Below are 18,754 nucleotides of genomic sequence, written 5' to 3' on the forward strand. Positions count from 1 at the left end.
TGAGAGCGACGAACAGGCGAGATCGAGTTAGAATGATGCGCCGACGGACCGACGGGCGCATCGCCACGAGCAACATCAACGCTGTATGCATTAGATGCAAGACACTCGCGTGCAGATTTGATCTACGCTACGGGAGCTCAACCGAAATCCGGGATTGACGATTCAGTGCCGGATTGAATATCTCACGCCCAATCCCCGTCCGGTCCAAAAACTATGGGTTGACCCGCATGCATGCGGACGGTATGGCACACGTAGCACCTGCGAATGCGGGCGCCGTGTTATCTGAGATCTGGCTTCTCGTCTTTGCCTCCGGACGACTTGCGAATTTTCAACGTCGGACGGATGAGCTTCGACATCGTCTGTCCGGTATTCGAGCGTCGGAGGCGCTGGAGAAGGACATTTGTTGCCTCTTCTCCGACATCGTGCATGTTCTGGGCAACACTCGACAAGCCGATAAAGCGGCTGATTTTGATGTCGTCGTATCCGATCAAAGCGATATCCTCGGGGACGCTCTTGCCGGCGTGACGAATTGCCTGCCAGGCGCCAATTGCCTGGACATCGCTGCTCGCGAAGACAGCCGTGACGTCGGGATGCTGCTCCAGGATCACCTCCATCGCTTCATAGCCCGACTCCTCACTGAAGCCGTCGTGTTTCTTCGTCCGCCCCTGCGCGATGCGTTCGGGATTGAACTCGAGACCGGCTGCTTCGAGAGCGGCCTTATATCCATTCACTCGGGCATTTCGGAGGCGATTATCGTCGTGCGGGGTCGTGATCATCGCGATATCGGTATGCCCCTGCTCGATGAGGTGCTCCACGGCCTGCTGAGACCCCGGCTCCTCATCCCAGTAAAACGAGTCCATGTCATCCCACTGCGTGCCGATCAAAACGACCGGCGCGCCCAGCGTCTTAAGTTCGTCCGCAATCTCTTCGTCTACGGGCAGCCCCGCGACCAAAAGCCCATCCATCGCTCCTCTTGCCAAAAACTTCTGGAGCGTCATTTTCGGCGCTTCCCATGCGAGATCGCATAGAAGCAGGTCGAGGTCATTGCCATCGAGTTCGCTACGAACGCCTTTCAGTAGCTCGTTGTGGAATGGCGTCGTAAATGTCGGGACCGCAACGGCAATCGTACGCGTCGCCCGTTGCGCCAGCGATTTCGCGGTCCGATTCGGACGAAACTGAAGTTTCTGGATCGCTTTCAGAACCGTTTCGCGGGTCGAATCGGATACATCGCGCGACTCGTTAAGAACGCGCGACACCGTCGAGATCGCAACACCTGCGTGCTCAGCGACATCGTAGATGGTCGTTTTGGAATCGTCCCGTGTTTCCTGGGCCATGGTTGGATTTCAGGCAATGAATGAGGCCCCGGCGACGCTCTCTACTTCAATCGTACGGGCACGTACGAGAGTTTCGTCCCGGGTTCGGGGCCAGCGTTCAGACGTGAGAGATAAGTCGTTTATTCTGTAACGTCTGAGAGAATCCGATGATGCAGAGCGCCAAAGTAGACGCTCGAAGGGGAAGGCTGATCGGTCTGCGATGCCTCATGAATGGCATCCGTAACCACAGCTTTTGAGGCACGCAGGGCGTCCACCAGCGAGCGCCCGCTCCAGAGGCTATGCAAAACAGACATCATCAGTCCACTCGCGCGCCCGGACAGTTTGTCGACTCCTTCGATGAACGGCGCTTCGAACACCGCGAGGTCTTCGCCATCATAAAATAGGTCGACGGAATAGTTCGGCGGTTCACTTTCGGTGTCGAAATGGTGAGTCGCGAGTCTACCGCAGCGTAACAGGACATTCGATGCGCCGAGCTGACCAACCCGCTGGGCCGCCACCTGTGCGTCATCCAGACTCGGAATTTCCATACCGGCAAGGAGCGTCGCATCCGTCAGGCTCGCGCTCACGAGCTCGGCCGACGACATGTGCTCGCTGACGATCTCGACTGTTTCTGGCTCCGCAATGTCTTCACCGCTCGGGCCACTGAGGGTCAGGTCGAGGACGAGGGGTCCGTCGAGATAGGCGTCGAGGATCTTGAATATCGCTTCCGCTGAGGCCGCGCTTCCAACCACGCCCACCTTGGCTGCAGTTGGCTGTCTCGTTTCAAAAATATGCTCCAGTTGAGCACTGACTGTATCGGCCGGGACCTCGAGTACGTCAGTCACCACGCCATTGCCGGCGACGACGTGCGATGTGCAGACCGTGTAGGGCGTCGTTCCGAACCCTTGGGCAGCAAGTGTGTCGGCAGTCAGACCGCGTTCGAGTGCGGGATATTGTGCACCGATCACAAGAGGGCGAAAGGTCGAAGCAGAAGTGGAAGTATCAGGCACGCGTCGGGATGTACGTAGAGATCGAAAAAAAGGTGATACCCCGAGAAAAGGGTCGTCGGCGTCGCGGACTACTCGTCCACACATACAAACATAGCGGAACGTTGAGCCGGGCACAAGCACATGCTCAGCGAAAAACTCGCCCGTCGTTCGCCATATTCTGTTTACATTACGCCACGGGCGAAAGTTCGCTACCGGGGGCTGCCCCAAGCAAATATGTGGATGTGCGATATCTGAGAACTCCGCGGCATCGATGGGGCGTGCATTTAACCAAAACACACAGCACCCGTAAATACTATCAACGAAGAGAAACCTAGACACCTCTGACACATTGCTTCCCGAGCGATCAACGTCTATTTGTAAGCAGTACTGATTTCACGAGGTGCCACGGGCACGGCGTACCTCGTATTGCCTTGACAACGGTGCCATATTATCTGGCCCGGAGCCCCTTTCTTGTCGCACGTTCACCCTTCGATACGTATTCCTGGCGATGGAGCCTCTTTCAGTTGACCGTCTCACCTCGACCCGCATTCCTACGGTCCACGGTGAGTTTACGCTGTCCCTGTATGAAAATAGCCAGGACGACAAGGATCATCTTGCGCTGATTCACGGCGACGTGGAAGGAGAGGAGGACGTTCTCGTGCGCGTTCATTCGGAATGCTTTACGGGTGATGTGATCGGTTCGCTACGCTGCGACTGCGGTGAGCAACTCGAGTCATCGCTTCGCCACATTGCCGAACAGGGCCGGGGCGTGCTCCTGTATCTTCGTCAGGAAGGGCGTGGGATTGGCTTACTAAACAAGCTCCGCGCGTACGATCTCCAGGATGAAGGATACGACACGGTCGAAGCAAACCTCATGCTCGGGCACGGGGCCGATGAACGAGACTACAGCATCGCGGCCCGGATGCTCGACGATCTGGGTGTCCAATCCGTCCGGCTGCTAACGAACAATCCGGAGAAGATCGAAAGCCTGGAAGAGCTCGGCCTTCCTGTAAGTGAACGTGTGCCGCTTCAACCTCACCTCAACCGGCACAACTCGGAGTATCTGCAGACGAAAGCCGACCGAATGCGGCACCTGCTCGAACTCGGCTCGCTCAAAAACGGCTCGCGAGCGAATCCTCACGCGGGAGACGTCCAGGCACTATCGGATCGAGCACAGGCCTTTGCGGAGACCGCAGGCCGACCGTTCGTCACCCTCACGTATGCCCAGAGTCTGGATGGCTCAATTGCCGCGAATCCGCAGGAGCCGCTCCGTATCAGCGGACCGGAGACGCTGGAGTTGACCCACGCCCTCCGTGCTGCGCATGAAGGCATTCTTGTTGGGATCAACACGGTGCTGTCAGACGACCCACAGCTGACGGTCCGCCACGCCGATGGCGCCCACCCGACCCCGATCGTCCTGGACACAACGCTACGGTGTCCATCGACCGTTCGCCTCCTGACCGAGCCGGGTCCAACGCCCATCATAGCTACTAGCGAGGATGCAGACCGGGAGAAACAGAGCGAACTTGAAGCGGCCGGCGCGAAGGTCCTGCGTCTCAATTGTGATGCCACCGGTGGCATCTGCCTGGAGGCCCTGCTCGACGCCCTTCAGGACGTTGGCATTCGGAGCCTCATGGTGGAAGGCGGAGGTGAGGTCATCACGAGTTTTATCCGAAAGCGACTGGTCGACTACCTGATTATCACGATCGCCCCGATGCTGGTTGGGGGCGTCCACGCGCTTCGCCCGTTTGGCACTGCGGGGACAGACGCCCCATCTGGCGATGGTCAGCCGTCTCAACAGATCCAGGGCTTCCCAAAGATTGAGAATATCCAGTATCGTTGGATCGGAAAGGACCTCGTTCTCGAAGGCCGGCCCGTCTGGCCCGAATCGCAGTAATACGGCATCGAACACCTCGTAACAACGCCCTCACGCGATGCCTCCCGTCTCTTCGCGCGACATCCTTGTTTTCGGTGGTGACGAGTCGGTGTCCATTCGATCCGAGAAACTCGAGGCTCCCGGTCACAACGAGGTTCAGGTGACCACACACGTTTCGGCCATAAGTGCCGGCACGGAGCGTCTCGTCTACGAAGGCTCGCTCCCCGCCGAACTCGCCTCCGATGCGACAATCGATGCGCTGGAAAACAAATCCAGCGATCTTTATCCGACAACTTACGGATACGCTTCCGCCGGGCGCGTGACCGCTCTCGGAAACGGCGTTTCTGACGCCTGGCTTGGGAGGAAGGTATTTGCATTCCATCCGCACGCGACGCACTTCAACGCAGCCGTATCGAGCCTCATCCCACTTCCGGATGACCTCCCGCTCGAAAATGCCGTGCTGTATCCAAATATGGAAACCGCCATCGGTCTCGTGATGGACGGCCGTCCGGTGCTCGGGGAGCGCGTCTCTGTATTCGGGCTCGGACTCGTTGGTTTGCTCGTCACCTGGCTCTTGTCCGATTTCCCGCTGCAAACGCTTCTGGCCATCGACCCCGTTGCACAACGTCGGTCTCTCGCAGCCGACCTGGGGGCATCCACCACTGCAGATCCACAAAACACGCAGAAGCTTTTTCGCGAAATGAAGCGGTCTCAGCATGCCGATCCTACGGTCAACCCGGAGGGAGGCGCCGATCTCGTGTACGAGCTGAGTGGACGACCAGAAACGATCGATGACGGGATCTCCATCTGCGGCTACGCGGGACGGATTCTCGTCGGCTCCTGGTACGGCACAAAAACCGCCCCGGTCGATCTTGGGCGACGATACCACCGGTCGCACATCACGATCCGCGCAAGCCAGGTCAGTACGATCGGACCAGAGCACCGTCCACGCTGGTCCAAATCACGCAGAGGGGATGTCGTAATGCGTAGACTTGCGAATCTTCCAACGGAGATTCTGAACACGGTCGACCGCCCGTTTCACGACGCTGCGGAGACATACCAAATGTTGAGCGAGCCCGACTCATCGGTCGTTCAGATTCTTCACAAATACGCCGACGCAAAACAGGTTTAAACGCTTAGTTGAATGTATAAATTGATGGTTCGCCGGGATTTTATTGCTCAGCATTTTCTGACTGTGCCAAACGCCGGTCCGGAAAACGAATGGCACTCTCATCATTTCACGGTCGAGGTAGAACTTACGGGAGACACCCTAAATGAGTACGGCTATCTCGTCGACATTGATGATGTAAAAGCCGGGCTGGATGAGATCGAACATCGATACTCGGACGCCACACTTAATGAGCTCGACGAATTTGCGGGCCTGAATCCGAGCGTCGAACACTTTGCCCGATTCTGCTGCCAGCGCATCGCCGATCACGTAACGGCGAAGAACGTCGACCGCATCGACCTCCGCATCTGGGAGGACGACGACGCCTGGGCCTCGTACACGATGGCGCTCTGATTCGAGCAAATAGATTCCTCTTTCACCAGGCACCGATCAGGTTTGGCATTTTCCTATCCACGGTATCTTGCTGCAAAAAAGACCGTTGATGAGCGCGCGCGACATCCTCGGGTCTGGAATTCATTCTTAGATGCGGCTCGAAGCCTCAGCGAGCGTCGCATTGCGCGTCCGCTGCGCATCCTTGAGGTTGGAGGCGGAGTCGGTGATCTAGCGATCGAAATCCTGACGGCACTGGACGGCGTCTCGATTCACTATACACTCCTCGACGCTGAGACAGAAAATCTCGCGTCCGCTCGCGATCGAATATCATCTCACCTCGACAGTACCTCAGTCGCATCTACAGATGGACCCAGCACACTATTCACGTCGGGATCCGGAGCTGAACATCGCGTAGAATTTGAATGCCGGACGATTGAGTCCATCCCAAAATGGTTCGACGAGGAGGGAGGCGGCAATCCGTTTGACGTACTTGTCGGGCAGGCGATCATGGATATTGTCCCGACATCCATATCACTGCATATTGCGTCGTCTATTCTGACGAGAGACGGCGTAGCCTATCTTCCAATTCATTTCGATGGACTGACATCATTCGAGCCAGTCATCGACCCTAGTATCGACTCGATGATTACGGACTTATATCATCGTTCGATGCATAGAGAGTATAGAAGTAATGACATCCAGGGTGTGCGACTTGCGTCCGACGAGGACACGATTACGTCAGACGGTGCCCGGTGCGGACGCGATCTTATCATCGAAGCGGGAGACGCAGGGTTCGACGTGGCCGACGCCGGCAGTTCGGACTGGATCGTGATGCCAAATGTTGGGTCGGACGTTTATCCCGGTGAGGAAGCCTATTTTCTTGAATGCATGCTTCATTTCATTGAGAACGAACTGAGCGGACATCCTGACCTCGCTGATGAGGAGTTTGAACAGTGGCTCGAAACGCGCCGCCAGCAAATCGATCAGCGGGATCTGACTTTGATGGTCCACAACATCGATGTACTTCTTCAATGTCGTTAATCTATCACGTCATGAGTACCTCAGAGTCAAACACCGAATTAGATGACATAGTGTGGCGTCCCGTCCCTGGATATGAGGGACGATATGAGGTCAGCAAAACAGGGAAGGTGCGCTCCCTCGATCGTTACACGAAGACTGACTATTACGATCGTCACGGCAATCACGTGGCGAGGAAGTTTTCCAGAGGGCGTTCACTATCCGGAATGGCTGTCGGTCCGTCAGGCCATGAACAAGTGGAGTTGTACTGCAAGAATGGAGAACCGAAGCGGTTTCTAATCCACAGGTTAGTGATGGCGGCATTCGGTTCAGAGCCAGCGAATGCTACGGACATCATCAACCACGTTGACAACGACGCTACAAACAATCATATCGATAATCTAGAATGGGTGCAGCCATTTGAAAACCAACTACACGGGTTGCTACACCGGATGCTAGAAGAACATGGAGAAAACCGGGTACGTAGGCGTCTGGATACGTGGATCGATGCACTAACATCGTAATCGCTTGTCAGTATTAGAGAACGCAATCTAAGGCATATTTGGTTGCGTTTTGATTTACAGCCATTTATACTCCGTGTGCACCGAGTCGTGGCACCGCTCGGGTTTCCGGCAACTTTGATCTACCCGCTGCCCTGTCACTGCGATCCTGTGCCTGGCTGCACAAGAACAATATCGTCGCTGGTCGGCCTCGCCTGACTTTGTCGTGATTTCAGATCGATTTATTTTCTCATACTAGGCTCCCTTGATGTCCGACGACTCCAGACACGTATCTGAATCCACTGAGCTTCAGATTTCCACCGGATCACCTCGCACCTCGGATCTGAGTCGGTCGATCGACGAGTTGCCGTTCAATGGTCCGACTGATGATAGGCATTGCTCCATCGAATCGGATCATCTCCTTGTCCGTCGCTGGTTAGCCGAAAAAAGCCCGCGTACGCAAGACGAGTATCTCAGTGACATTGAGCAGTTCGTGGACTTTGTCGACCTGCCATTTCAGTACGTGACGCTGGGCCATCTGCAAGAATATCGTGCGCATTTGGCGAACGATCACGATTACGCCCGGTCGACGCAGGCCCGCAAAATATCGGCGGTCAAAAGTCTCTACACGTTCGGTGCGCGGATCCAGTACTTTGCCCATAACGTTGGAGCGGCCTTAAAGACGCCCAAGGTCCGTAATAAACGGGCTGAGCGTATTCTGTCTGAAGCCGAACTATGGGCTATTCTGCGCGACGAAACCGACCTTCGGAATCACTGCATTCTTCGGCTCTTCTACGCATCAGGCGGCCGCGTGTCAGACTTGGAAGAACTTGCCTGGCGAGACCTTAAAGAACGCCCAGATCTGAAAGGCCGTGACGGCCTTCCAGGTGGTCAGGTCACCTTTTTTGGAAAGGGCGAAAAGACGCGGGCAGTTAGCTTGTACAGCAAGGTGTGGATGCTAATCCAAGAGCTCCGCACTCGCGAAAAGGCCGAAGATCGTGGAGGTGCAAACGATCCTGTCTTTCGGTCTCAAAAGGGCGGATTTCTGACGCGTACAGCATTATGGCGCGTCGTCAAGAAGGCAGCGACACGTGCTGACGTCCAATTGAAACCCAAGACCGACTCTTCTGGACGACAGATACTAGACGAAGACGGCGACCCTGTAATGACCTCAGCGGTCTCTCCACACTGGTTCCGTCATGCACACGCCTCTCACGCGCTACAGAAAGGCGCAGACCTCGAACTGGTGCGCCAGACGCTCGGTCACGAAAGCATAGAGACGACAAAAATGTACCTTCATGTGCAACCGGACAAATCCTCATCCTATTATGTCGATGAAGCACCCGACTTTCGAGGCGACTAAGATTTGATTGTCTAACGCGTCAGGAAACGTAGATATTCGACGCGCAAAACCGTAGATGGGCTTTGCTACGCGCCGCTGATGGAAAGATTTTCCCCAACCTCGACGTAGTCCGCAGCGCTGTCGCGAAGCCGCTCTTCATGTCGCGCGGAATACGGTGCCGATGCCGCATATCGACCGTGGGCACGCACCTGGTCGCCCGTCGCCCCAGATTCCAGCGCCAGTTGAAGACCGGTCTGGCGTAGACGGTCCGGCGTTAATGCGTCGATGTCAATCGCTTGACCTGCATCTCGAACGACACGGTACACCGAATCGCCGGTAATCCGTGCTCCACGGTTTCGGTTGCTGTACGACCGAAACAGTGCACCGACCCGCACATCCACGTCCATTCTCACGGCTTGTACGTGTCTATATACGTGTTCGGGGACTTTTGCACGGCCTGAGAGGGTCTCGATTTTGTCCTGGTGGCCGCTCTTTGTCTGATCAGACCCAGAAATCGATGTCGAACCTGATTCTGAGTCTCGAATCTCCAGGATCCGGTATCGGCCAACAAGCCGGAAGTCATCGACATTCACACGCACGAGTTCACCCCGGCGAAGCGCGCAATGCAGCACCAGCATCACCAGAGCCCGATTTCGCCGCCCGACAGCCGTGGATCCATCAATCGACGCAACGAGCTTTTCTGCTTGATCGCGAGACAGCGGTCCCGATGACTTTTCTTGCCCACTCGTCGACGCCGGCCGCGCCATCGGCGTGCGGATTCGCCCATGACGAGCTGGATTGCTCGTGACCACTCCTTCGGCCGTCAGCCAGTCGAAAAACTGCCGAAGTGCAGACCTCCGCCGGCGCAAGGTTGATTCGGCCAGGCCGCTGGATTCACCTCGCGCAAGAAACGCATCAATGTCGTCGTGGTCGACACCGCACACGAGGTCCTTCGTGACCTCGGTTTGACCGAAGAAGGCGCGAAGGTCTCGTCGATATGCCCGCCTCGTGTGAGGAGACTCCTTCTGGTGAACAAAACTCTCAACGAGAGAAACCGGTCCGCCCACGTGATTTCCAGCCTTCTATTCGTGATAACATTTATTATCGCGTATAAACTGGTCCAGGTTATGTTTCGCTCAAGTCTCGTGCAACGATGCCTCATCGACACCCTGCGTCATCACTGACAATGCCGGGCCCTCGGAAGAGCCCGGCATTGCATGGGAGTGTTGATGTCCGGATACGCGATCTAGGCGATCCGAAATTGCTGACGACGACGTTAACCCGCTTCTGTCGCCTGTACGTCCGCTTCGAATCGGAATGTAGCCGCAATGGCTCGTCCCCCAGGCATGTTCTCGGGCCGCAAGGCATAGACCGTCGCCCCATTCAGGTACGCGTGGACGGCCGCGTAATCCAGAAGGTCCTCATCACCAGCTTCTCGCTCATCTTTGAGCTGGACGGTATTGGTTTCAGGATCAAAGTGACCCCAGCGGTACTGGCCGATGGGAACGAATAGCGTGTCTACACGGCTGAACGCACATCCTGGGATAATCTCATGGAAGGCGTCGGAGGCGAGGCCCCCATCCTGATAGAACAACTGATCGAACTGCTCCAGTGCCTCCTGCTGATCCTCAAGAAATACCGGCTCGACAATCTCCCAGGCGCGCTCGTGAAGCTCCGCACCATTCAGCGGCTCGGGATTTCCACGAACGATATCGTGTTCAATGAGATGCGGATAGCTGTTAACGTCCGCGTATAGCGGTAAGTATTCGTTCACGCCAGCGAGAAGGAGCGGCGTATTCTCGTCAGCCAGCCGATCCATGACCCCGTCATCAATCTTATGGAAGAACCGTTTCAGCTCATCCGCAGGTTCACGCGCGTTGTCATCGGCATCTCCCCCCTGGCCATGGTAGGTCAGGTTGGTGCCTCCCGTCCCGTTCTGGGCGGAACTGGTGTGGTACTGTAACGCCTGCTCCGGATCCTCATACTGCTGGATGGCTTCGACAATATCGGACGGAATGGTGTCGCTGGACACCTCGCTAATGCCTTGGTGCGTGCCCTGATAGAGCCGAACGTCATTCTGGCTCAACGTCAGAAGGTAAAACCGGTTGTTCGTGGCTATGATTGGGAACAGCGGCTTGAGGTGGAAGCGTGTTCCTACAATAGCGACTTCATCGAATGCGAGGGGCAGACGATAAAATTCGGTGGACTCCGGCGTGATAAACGCCGCCAGTCCGTCGGAAAGGTTTCTCCAGAAGGCAGTATCGTCGAACCGCCGCTTCACGCTGGCAAGAATGGTTTCGATCTCATCGTCAGAATGCCCTCCGTCACGAAGCTGGTCGCGGGCATCCCGGACCAGGTTCTTCAGACGCGTTGGGTTCTGTGCCCATCCTGACTCGTGCTTGAGCGTGGGCATGTAGATGGAGATGCAAACGTCGTTCTGTTGCTGGGCCAGCTGGCGCAGCTGTTCGCGATTGAAGAGATCCATATCAGCAGCTGTATTGTGTTCAGTGCGGGCGAGAACCGCGCGTCGCGGCTCACCCTGCGAACGAGAGTGTACCAGACGCGCCGCTTTAGGGGAGCGCGTCGTCGTACATCATCAGCGGAGGTACGAGGAAGTCTATCGGCTATTAGGAGAGATGTGATGAGGGTAAAAGACGACTGGACTCATGCATCGGAATGACGGGCAAATATCACGCGAAGCGTTGCCGGAGAACGGGAATTCAACGTACCGCTGGGAATCAGCAAAACCGTGCGTTATTCCCTCCCGCCTGGTTCAACGGAAACCGGTTGTAAAACCGCGCGGACCGGAGCCGCGTCGGCTCTTTCGATCTTCAAAGGAAGCGCCGTGAGATGGTATCGGCCGGGAGAAACGCCCGCCAACTGTAATCCTTCCAGGTTGACCATCCCTGTTTCTGCTAGCGCGTGATGAGCTTCGAGATGTTTGCTGTCGAGCGGATCGATCGATGGCGCATCCGTCCCGATAAGAACAACGCCGCGTTCGCCAAGCATACGAATTGTATCTGGATGGACGGCGGTTACGGCGTTCGGCCACTGCGTGCGATCGACCGACGAAGCGCACGTTTTAAATAAAACACGGGGAGCGGATACGGCCTGGACGTGCTCGGGCGAAATCACATCGTCATCGACATGAACAACCTCTGCAGGGCCGAGGAATGGCCGCAACGGCACCTCATCAATCGCCTTTCCAGAATCATCAAAATGCAACGGCGCATCCGCATGGGTTGCTGCGTGAACACTCGTCGTGATCGCTCCCAGATTCACCGTGCTTCCCTCCTCGCGTCGGGCCGTCCACGTCCATTCGACCCGTTGATCACCTGGCCACACAGCCGTGGACTCAGACAGTGAACGCGTGATGTCGATATACCTCATATAGAAAGCGACCGTTCGAAAAGCTGAAGCGATAATCTCGAGCCGGCAACGACAGACACACCGACCTCTAGACTTACGTACGCTCTCTCTGCGGTAGAGCCGGAGATGGCGACGGGACGTCGTGAACGGGAGATCGATCTCCGCTAAACGATGGAGGCGGAGGTTGTGGCTCCCAGTTCGGACCGCCGGGTGGCCCTCCTGATGAGCCGGAATCGTTGCTCCAGATCAAATGCCACAGAAGAGTGCATAAGATCACAGGGCCGAACGCCACAAAAAAACTGAGGACCTGATAAATCCAGTTCATAATCGTATCCTGAGTGATGCGTCAACAGGTCTGGGACGCGGTCATAAATTCCGGCAGCGCTTCCTTCATGATCCATTAACAAACGCCCGGGGGATCGGTTTCGGTCGTTAGCTGATTCGGATCGCACCGTCATCCGTCCCGGAGTGTCGCCACGGAACGAAGGTTAAACCAACGACAAACTGTCGAGTCCCAAGCTCGCGGTGCTTGCAACAGGCTGTCATCCCGCAACGCGCCTTCTTCCACTCCATTGCAATCTCGAAGGTTGGCGCAGTGCGTTTCCAACCGGCGCTATATCGGTCCGTTCATCTGTTGCGTATGTAACCGAAAGGTTGCCATCTTGGACGCCGTTCTCAAGCGTGATGCATAGAGATCGTTCCATCGCGGATGTAACTTGGCCGTTCGTGTGTCACATTCGAATCTCCGAGTCATGGATACGAGCGCTCCGTGGCGTTCTGACAATGCTTTGGACGATCAGCGCCTTTTCCTTATCCTTTGAAAGCAACTAGTGCCTGTGGACTACGATGTTATTACCGTCGGAGCCGGACACAATAGCCTCATTACCAGCGCCTATCTGGCTCAGGCCGGCTATCGTGTCGGTGTCTTTGAGCGACGCGACATCGTCGGCGGGGCGGTCTCGACCAAGGAAATCATTCCCGGTTATCAATTCGATCTCGGTGGGAGTGCACACATTCTGATACGTCTTACGCCGATCGTCGATGAATTGGAATTGGGACGCTTTGGGCTGGAGTATATCGATCTAGATCCCCTCTTCTTTGCCCCGTTTCCGGATGGAGATGCGGTCTTCATGTACAGAGATGTCGACCGAACGGCGAACCATCTCGAAGAGAAATTTCCCGGTCAGGGCGAGGCGTATCGTCGCTTCATTGATGATTGGTCTGGCTTTGCGCGCACGATGCGGGAGATGTTTCTTACCACCCCGAACCCGCTAAACCTCGGCAAGAAGATGGTCATGGGGGCTTCGACTCGCCTCAAATGGTCCACGGAGCTTCGGCATATCTTACGGCCGTATGGACATGTCGTCGGAGAATACTTTGAGGAGGAGAAAATCCGTGCGATGCTGTCATGGATGGCTGCCCAATCGGGTCCTCCGCCTTCTGAGCCCCTCACGGGTCCATTCGTTCTGTGGCACCCGCTGTATCACGAAGGTGGCGTAGCACGCCCACGAGGCGGATCCGGCATGCTAACTCAGGCTCTCCGAAAACATATCGAAGCACACGGTGGCGAGGTGCACACGGAGGCTGAGGTTAGCGAGATACTCGTCGAGGACGGCAAAGCACGGGGCATTCGCGTCAATGACCAGGTGTACACCGGCCGCGCCGTCGTGTCGGGCACCCACATCCTCGAAGTTCTCGACCGCTTGCTCCCTCCAGCATATCGCCCCGAGTCTGCCGATGGAATGCGTGTCGGAAACGGGTTCGGCATCATGCTTCGTCTCGCCCTGGATGAGCCGGTTGAATACGCAGCCCATCCTGGGAAGGATGCGCGAATGGGTCTACAACTGCTGTGTAGAGACACCGATCAGATTTTCAACGCGTACGGCGAGTATTTGGGCGGACACCCGGCAACGGATCCCCCCATTGTTGCGATGACCTTCAGCGCCGCAGACGACACACTGGCGCCACCTGGAGGTGAAGTGCTATGGCTGTGGGGACAGTACTTCCCGTACGAGTTGTCTGACGGCTCCTCATGGGATGAGATTCAGGACAGAATCGCAGATCGGCTGATCGACACGTTTGAAACGTACGCGCCGCGTACGCGAGATAAGATCGTCGGGCAACTATTTCAGCACCCGGAGTGGCTGGAGTCGAAGCTCGGCCTACGCCGGGGAAACGTGATGCATCTCGAGATGAGCCTCGATCAGATGTTTGCCGCTCGACCGGCCCTGGGAATGTCCGAATACCGGAGCCACCTCGACGGTCTGTACCTGACAGGTGCAAGCACGCACCCCGGCGGAGGCATCATGGGCGCATCAGGGCGGAATGCAGCGCGTACATTGCTCGGCGACCTGGACCGGCGACGCGTCTAGCGTCTGTCAGGTCGGCTTTTTTCGAACGTGAGTTAAGCATGCATGCTGATCTGACCGGAGGTTCGCCGTCTTCGTCACAACATTGTATGCTCCCATAGAGCGACTCGGGGAATGAAATGATGCGCCCCGAGTACACGGCGTACAACGACGATTCCGATTCCATCAACCCTCGGCTCCGTTTGCATGACGTATTTGATGTTCCATTTTGTTTTTACGTTGCCGGTCATCATCGGGTTGGCGGCGACGCTTCCACGCCCTCTTGGTGGGGTTGGTGGTAGACGTGGGCGCTGGGCGATCCCTCTCCTGTGCGTGATCGCTTTCTCCTATACGACGCCCTGGGACAATTATCTCGTGGCAAACGACGTGTGGTGGTACGGAGCCGATCGCGTCATCGCGACGATTGGGTACGTGCCAGTTGAGGAATACATGTTTTTCCTCCTCCAGCCCGTGTTAACCGGACTTTTCCTGTATCACGTGCTCGGACGACTGGGATATGCTGACCGTCGAAGCGGCCTGCTCCCTCACGTTCTCGGCGCAGCATTTTGGCTACTCGTATCAGGCATTTCTTTCTACCACTTACGCTCCGGACCGGACGACGCATTCTATCTCAGTCTCATCCTGGCGTGGTCTGGTCCGGTGCTCGCTGGTATGTGGCTATACGACGGGAAGACGTTGTGGGCGAAGCGGAAGACCATGCTCGTCGCGGTCGGAGTGCCAACTCTCTATCTCTGGTTCGCGGATGCAATCGCCATCTACGCCGGGATCTGGACGATTTCTACCGACTACACTCTCGGTTTGAAAGTCTGGACACTGCCTGTTGAAGAAGCGACCTTTTTCCTCGTAACGAATCTTCTTGTGGTAAAAGGCATCCTTCTTTTTCTATATGGAAGCCACGAGTCGATCCAATCTGCAACGAGCAAACCATCCCGGGCAGATACTCCGGAAATGGCGCAAGGATAAGAATAACGCGCACGGGGAAAAGCGGGCTACGTACGACCCACTAGAGGGGATTTTCCGAAACGCCGATGTATATCGACTACATCATCCTCGGCATTCTAAGCATCGCGGTTGTCCTATGGGCCTACTCGCGTCTCCCCGAGGAGAATGACGACGACTCCGATGGCGGACAATCTGTACCGGTTCAACCATCGGATGATGATCCAGCTCCCACGCCGGGGTCGCCCCCGACGCAATCCGTTCCGTCGACTGGGGACGGAGCGCATCGCGACGTCGATCCACAACCGAGCCCCCCTCGGCGCCGCGTGAAAGAGCAACCGGCGTAGATACATCATGAGTATTTGCCGGGCACGCGGACACATACGTTTCCTCTCGACCGTCACGATGTATCAAGAAGAGTCGACGCCGGCTTGACTCTGGTGGATACGCGTTCCGCTCCTATTTCGCGTGCAAATCCAGCCAGAGTGAAACGGTGTTGTATGAAGCATAACAATCATGTCTTCCGCGGATCTCAAGACGGTTTTCTAAGATTGCAGCGGTTGATGTTCTTGCGGCGACAAGACGATGGCAACGGTTGTAATCTTCTGATTACATGATTCCTTCACACGGGCGCCGGTAAAGCTTTTCCAGAGGCAGGTGCCCATATTGGAAGCGTTACCAAGAGGCTAAGACGTTTTGAACGTGCTTGGTCGCGATGCTTCATCGCACATGCCGCAACGAACGACTCTTTCTCTTCTCTCAGGTCCACACCCATGGATCTGATACATCAGATGGAGGCCCGGTCGTATAGGTTACGTCTCTAACCAGTGCACAACGTGTTAGACGTGAACCGAAGGTCCATATACATGCTACGACCGGTTTCTGATCGTGCGAGAAGATCGAAGGCACCTACCTTCGAGAAAGAGACCCCTTCTGCTAATCACCCAACAGCATACAGTTTATTATGTCTCTCGCAATGACGCTCGAACTGCCGGATCTTACGCCGGGTCAGTTCAATCTGGTCTACAACATGTTCTCTTTCACGATCGCGACGATGTTTGCCGCGTTCGTGTACTTTGTACTTGCACAGAAGAATCTCGCGCCGAAGTACCGCGTCTCGATGATGGTGTCGGCGCTTGTCGTGCTGATCGCTGGCTATCACTACTTCCGCATCTTCGGCAGCTGGGACGCGGCCTATGCGCTGGAGGGCGGCCAGTACGTGTTCCAGGATGACCAGCCATTTAACGATGCGTATCGGTACGTGGACTGGCTGCTGACGGTCCCCCTGCTTGTCGTTGAGCTTGTGCTCGTGCTCGGCCTTCCGAAGGGCGAAAGTGGGTCGCTCATGGCGCGTCTCGGCTTTGCTGCGGCGCTGATGATCATTCTGGGCTACCCCGGTGAGGTAAGCGGCGACGCGTCCCTCATGGGAGAGCGCGGTCTCTGGGGCTTCATCAGCACGATTCCGTTCGTTTACATCCTGTACGTGCTGTTCACTGAGCTCTCGAGCACGATCCAGCGGCAATCCGGTCGTGTTGCCAAACTTCTCTCGAATGCTCGCCTTCTCCTACTGGCAACGTGGGGCTTCTACCCGATCGCCTACATGATCCCGATGTTCTCAGCGGGTTACCCGACGGAGACGCCGGGCGCGGTTGTTGCCCTGCAAGTCGGCTACACGATCTGTGACGTGCTGGCGAAAGCCGGGTATGGCGTACTGATCTATGCCATCGCTAAAGCCAAGTCCGAAGAGGAAGGCTTTGTCGTGGATGAAATGGTCAAACCAGCGAGTGCCGAGGCCTAATCCCGGTCGCATGTACGTCTTTCCTATGGGAAAGTACAAACCCTGTCGCCTTTCCGAGGCGGCAGGGTTTTTTGTATGCGCCGTCACAGACAGTTGATGACCAGTAGACGCCTGAGCGAGACACCTCTGACGGACCGTGATTGATGATGACGTCTCAACACTCAATATGGACGCCCTCTCGATTCCAGATACGCTGCAGACATGCCGTAATCAGAAAGCATCTCTGGTCGGAATCGCGATTGGACATCGCGCTGGTCTGATGCGAAACGAAACAAGCCGCCGGCTTCAAAGACCGGCGGCACGTTACCACCTCTGCAATTGGAACCTTCGCTCGATCAGGAAGACGGGATATTAACCGCTTCCGTGAACGGAACCGCGCTATCGGCGGCGTGGCTACTTGGCGACGACGAGTCGGTTTCTGCAGACCGATCCGTCGAGGTTCCAGGGTCCCTAGACGTCGATCCCTGCTCGAGTCGATCTGGTTTCGGCGGATCGTAAGAGAACTCGAGATTGCGAGTGCCCAGAATCGTGATCAGAGGAATCGCGAAGAAGACCGTTGCAAGGTATCCGAGGGCATACGCACGGTTCTTCACCGCAAGGTCGCCAAGACGTTCGGAAAGGCGAATCGGAATGTTACGAAGCCGCTTGATCGGTAGGAAAAGGGCAATTCCGTACAGGTTGAAGAACAGGTGGGCGAGAGCCACCTTCACCGCCGCCACCCCGCGAAGGGCCTCCGCGCTGCCAGGCTCCCCGGCGGAAGCGAGCACGAGCGCAGCGACGATCGCCGTCATCGTCGTTCCAACGTTCGCGCCTAAAACGAATGGGTAGATCTGCGTGACCGTCAAAATCCCGGCGCCAACAAGCGGCACTGTGAGCGAGGTCGTAATCGACGAACTCTGGACCAGAAAGGTGAGCCCGACGCCAAAGAGCAGCGAAATGGCCGGTTGCCCGAAGATATATTTGTGCAGGAACTGTTCGGAGCGTCCGAGAACCAGGCTCTTCAACAGCGTCACGAGGAAGCGAAGCGAGAGAAAGAGCAGCGCGAGCCCAACGATGAGAACAATAATGCCGTTCTCAGCGGAAAGGCTGATGACGAACTTCGCAATGGGCTCGGTGATTTCCTTGACCGGGCTGAGAAGCTGCGTCCCCCCCACAGTTGCAATCGAATCGGTCAGATACGCCGCTGGCGTCGAAACGAACTTGAACATCAGTTCGAGAGGAAAGAGCGTCGCGACAGCGAGGAAGTTAAAGAAGTCGTGGACCGTCGCACCTGCCATAGCGCGGCGAAACTCCTCCTTACGCGTAACCGAACCCAGCGAAACGATCGTATTCGTGACGCTCGTCCCGATGTTCGCTCCCATGATAATGGGAATGGCCCCCGCGATGTCGAGACCGCCGGCAGCAACGAGCGAAACCGTTAGCGTCGTGGTTGTCGACGACGACTGCACGAGCGATGTCGCCAGGATACCGATGAACAGCCCGACGAACGGGTTGGACGTCATACGGAGCAGACTCTCCGCCACGCCACTACCCATGAGCTTAAACGAGTCTCCCATCAGCTCGAGACTCGTAAAGAACATGATCAGGACGCCCAGGAGGAAAAGAACCTGGAGCGTTGTGCTCTTTGGAGCAACCGTAGATTCCTGCGATGTCGTCATAAAGGGGGTTCCAGCAGACTGAGGGAACGACGAAGCTTCAGCGAGTATAGAGTGATCGCTGGACCTGTCTACGCCGCATCAGC

General features: G+C 56.3%; 16 protein-coding genes. 10 read left to right on the plus strand and 6 right to left on the minus strand.

Annotated elements, in window-relative coordinates:
- Positions 1-278: 278 nt before the first annotated feature.
- Both CRI94_RS01895 and CRI94_RS01900 read right to left on the minus strand, forming a co-directional pair.
- Entirely contained in the window at positions 279-1,334 is a 1,056-nt protein-coding gene (locus CRI94_RS01895; RefSeq protein WP_098073959.1) for a LacI family DNA-binding transcriptional regulator, read from the minus strand.
- Between the two features lie 119 nt (positions 1,335-1,453).
- On the minus strand, positions 1,454-2,323 hold the full coding sequence (locus CRI94_RS01900; RefSeq protein ID WP_179862113.1) for a bifunctional hydroxymethylpyrimidine kinase/phosphomethylpyrimidine kinase: 870 nt from the start codon (positions 2,321-2,323) through the stop codon (positions 1,454-1,456).
- A gap of 487 nt (positions 2,324-2,810) precedes the next feature.
- Here CRI94_RS01900 and ribA point away from each other — a divergent pair, with 487 nt between their 5' ends.
- The 6 genes from ribA to CRI94_RS01930 all read left to right on the plus strand — a co-directional run bounded on the left by ribA (position 2,811) and on the right by CRI94_RS01930 (position 8,559).
- Complete coding sequence (gene ribA / locus CRI94_RS17975; RefSeq protein WP_098073961.1) at positions 2,811-4,199, plus strand: GTP cyclohydrolase II; 1,389 nt, start codon at positions 2,811-2,813, stop codon at positions 4,197-4,199.
- Positions 4,200-4,236: 37 nt separating this feature from the next.
- Entirely contained in the window at positions 4,237-5,310 is a 1,074-nt protein-coding gene (locus CRI94_RS01910) for a zinc-dependent alcohol dehydrogenase (protein WP_098073962.1), read from the plus strand.
- A 12-nt stretch (positions 5,311-5,322) separates the two neighbouring features.
- Entirely contained in the window at positions 5,323-5,700 is a 378-nt protein-coding gene (locus tag CRI94_RS01915; RefSeq protein WP_098073963.1) for a 6-pyruvoyl trahydropterin synthase family protein, read from the plus strand.
- 42 nt (positions 5,701-5,742) lie between these two features.
- Positions 5,743-6,720 carry a class I SAM-dependent methyltransferase gene (locus CRI94_RS01920; RefSeq protein ID WP_098073964.1) on the plus strand — a complete coding sequence of 326 codons (978 nt, stop codon included), beginning with the start codon at positions 5,743-5,745 and terminating at the stop codon, positions 6,718-6,720.
- A gap of 11 nt (positions 6,721-6,731) precedes the next feature.
- Complete coding sequence (locus CRI94_RS18125) at positions 6,732-7,220, plus strand: NUMOD4 domain-containing protein (RefSeq protein ID WP_179862114.1); 489 nt, start codon at positions 6,732-6,734, stop codon at positions 7,218-7,220.
- Between the two features lie 244 nt (positions 7,221-7,464).
- On the plus strand, positions 7,465-8,559 hold the full coding sequence (locus tag CRI94_RS01930) for a tyrosine-type recombinase/integrase (protein WP_098073966.1): 1,095 nt from the start codon (positions 7,465-7,467) through the stop codon (positions 8,557-8,559).
- Between the two features lie 65 nt (positions 8,560-8,624).
- Here CRI94_RS01930 and CRI94_RS01935 read toward each other — a convergent pair whose 3' ends face one another.
- The 3 genes from CRI94_RS01935 to CRI94_RS01945 all read right to left on the minus strand — a co-directional run bounded on the left by CRI94_RS01935 (position 8,625) and on the right by CRI94_RS01945 (position 11,928).
- Positions 8,625-9,605 (minus strand): tyrosine-type recombinase/integrase, encoded by a 981-nt coding sequence (locus CRI94_RS01935; RefSeq protein ID WP_098073967.1) that lies wholly within the window; start codon positions 9,603-9,605, stop codon positions 8,625-8,627.
- 209 nt (positions 9,606-9,814) lie between these two features.
- On the minus strand, positions 9,815-11,023 hold the full coding sequence (locus CRI94_RS01940; protein ID WP_098073968.1) for a baeRF7 domain-containing protein: 1,209 nt from the start codon (positions 11,021-11,023) through the stop codon (positions 9,815-9,817).
- Positions 11,024-11,292: 269 nt separating this feature from the next.
- Positions 11,293-11,928, minus strand: coding sequence for a cyclase family protein (locus CRI94_RS01945; RefSeq protein WP_098073969.1), 636 nt, complete (start codon positions 11,926-11,928; stop codon positions 11,293-11,295).
- Between the two features lie 809 nt (positions 11,929-12,737).
- Here CRI94_RS01945 and CRI94_RS01955 point away from each other — a divergent pair.
- The 4 genes from CRI94_RS01955 (at position 12,738) to CRI94_RS01970 (ending at position 17,013) form a co-directional block, all read left to right on the plus strand.
- Positions 12,738-14,279, plus strand: coding sequence for a phytoene desaturase family protein (locus CRI94_RS01955; protein ID WP_098073971.1), 1,542 nt, complete (start codon positions 12,738-12,740; stop codon positions 14,277-14,279).
- A 195-nt stretch (positions 14,280-14,474) separates the two neighbouring features.
- Positions 14,475-15,239 (plus strand): lycopene cyclase domain-containing protein, encoded by a 765-nt coding sequence (locus CRI94_RS01960; protein ID WP_245846033.1) that lies wholly within the window; start codon positions 14,475-14,477, stop codon positions 15,237-15,239.
- 65 nt (positions 15,240-15,304) lie between these two features.
- Complete coding sequence (locus tag CRI94_RS01965; protein ID WP_098073973.1) at positions 15,305-15,562, plus strand: hypothetical protein; 258 nt, start codon at positions 15,305-15,307, stop codon at positions 15,560-15,562.
- Positions 15,563-16,179: 617 nt separating this feature from the next.
- Positions 16,180-17,013: a bacteriorhodopsin gene (locus CRI94_RS01970; protein ID WP_245846034.1), complete on the plus strand. Its 834-nt coding sequence runs from the start codon at positions 16,180-16,182 to the stop codon at positions 17,011-17,013.
- A 335-nt stretch (positions 17,014-17,348) separates the two neighbouring features.
- On the opposite strand, the gene CRI94_RS01975 is transcribed toward CRI94_RS01970, so the two are convergent.
- Positions 17,349-18,671 carry a Na/Pi symporter gene (locus CRI94_RS01975; RefSeq protein ID WP_098073975.1) on the minus strand — a complete coding sequence of 441 codons (1,323 nt, stop codon included), beginning with the start codon at positions 18,669-18,671 and terminating at the stop codon, positions 17,349-17,351.
- Positions 18,672-18,754: the final 83 nt, after the last annotated feature.

The organism is Longibacter salinarum, from assembly GCF_002554795.1.
GTDB lineage: Bacteria > Bacteroidota > Rhodothermia > Rhodothermales > Salinibacteraceae > Longibacter > Longibacter salinarum.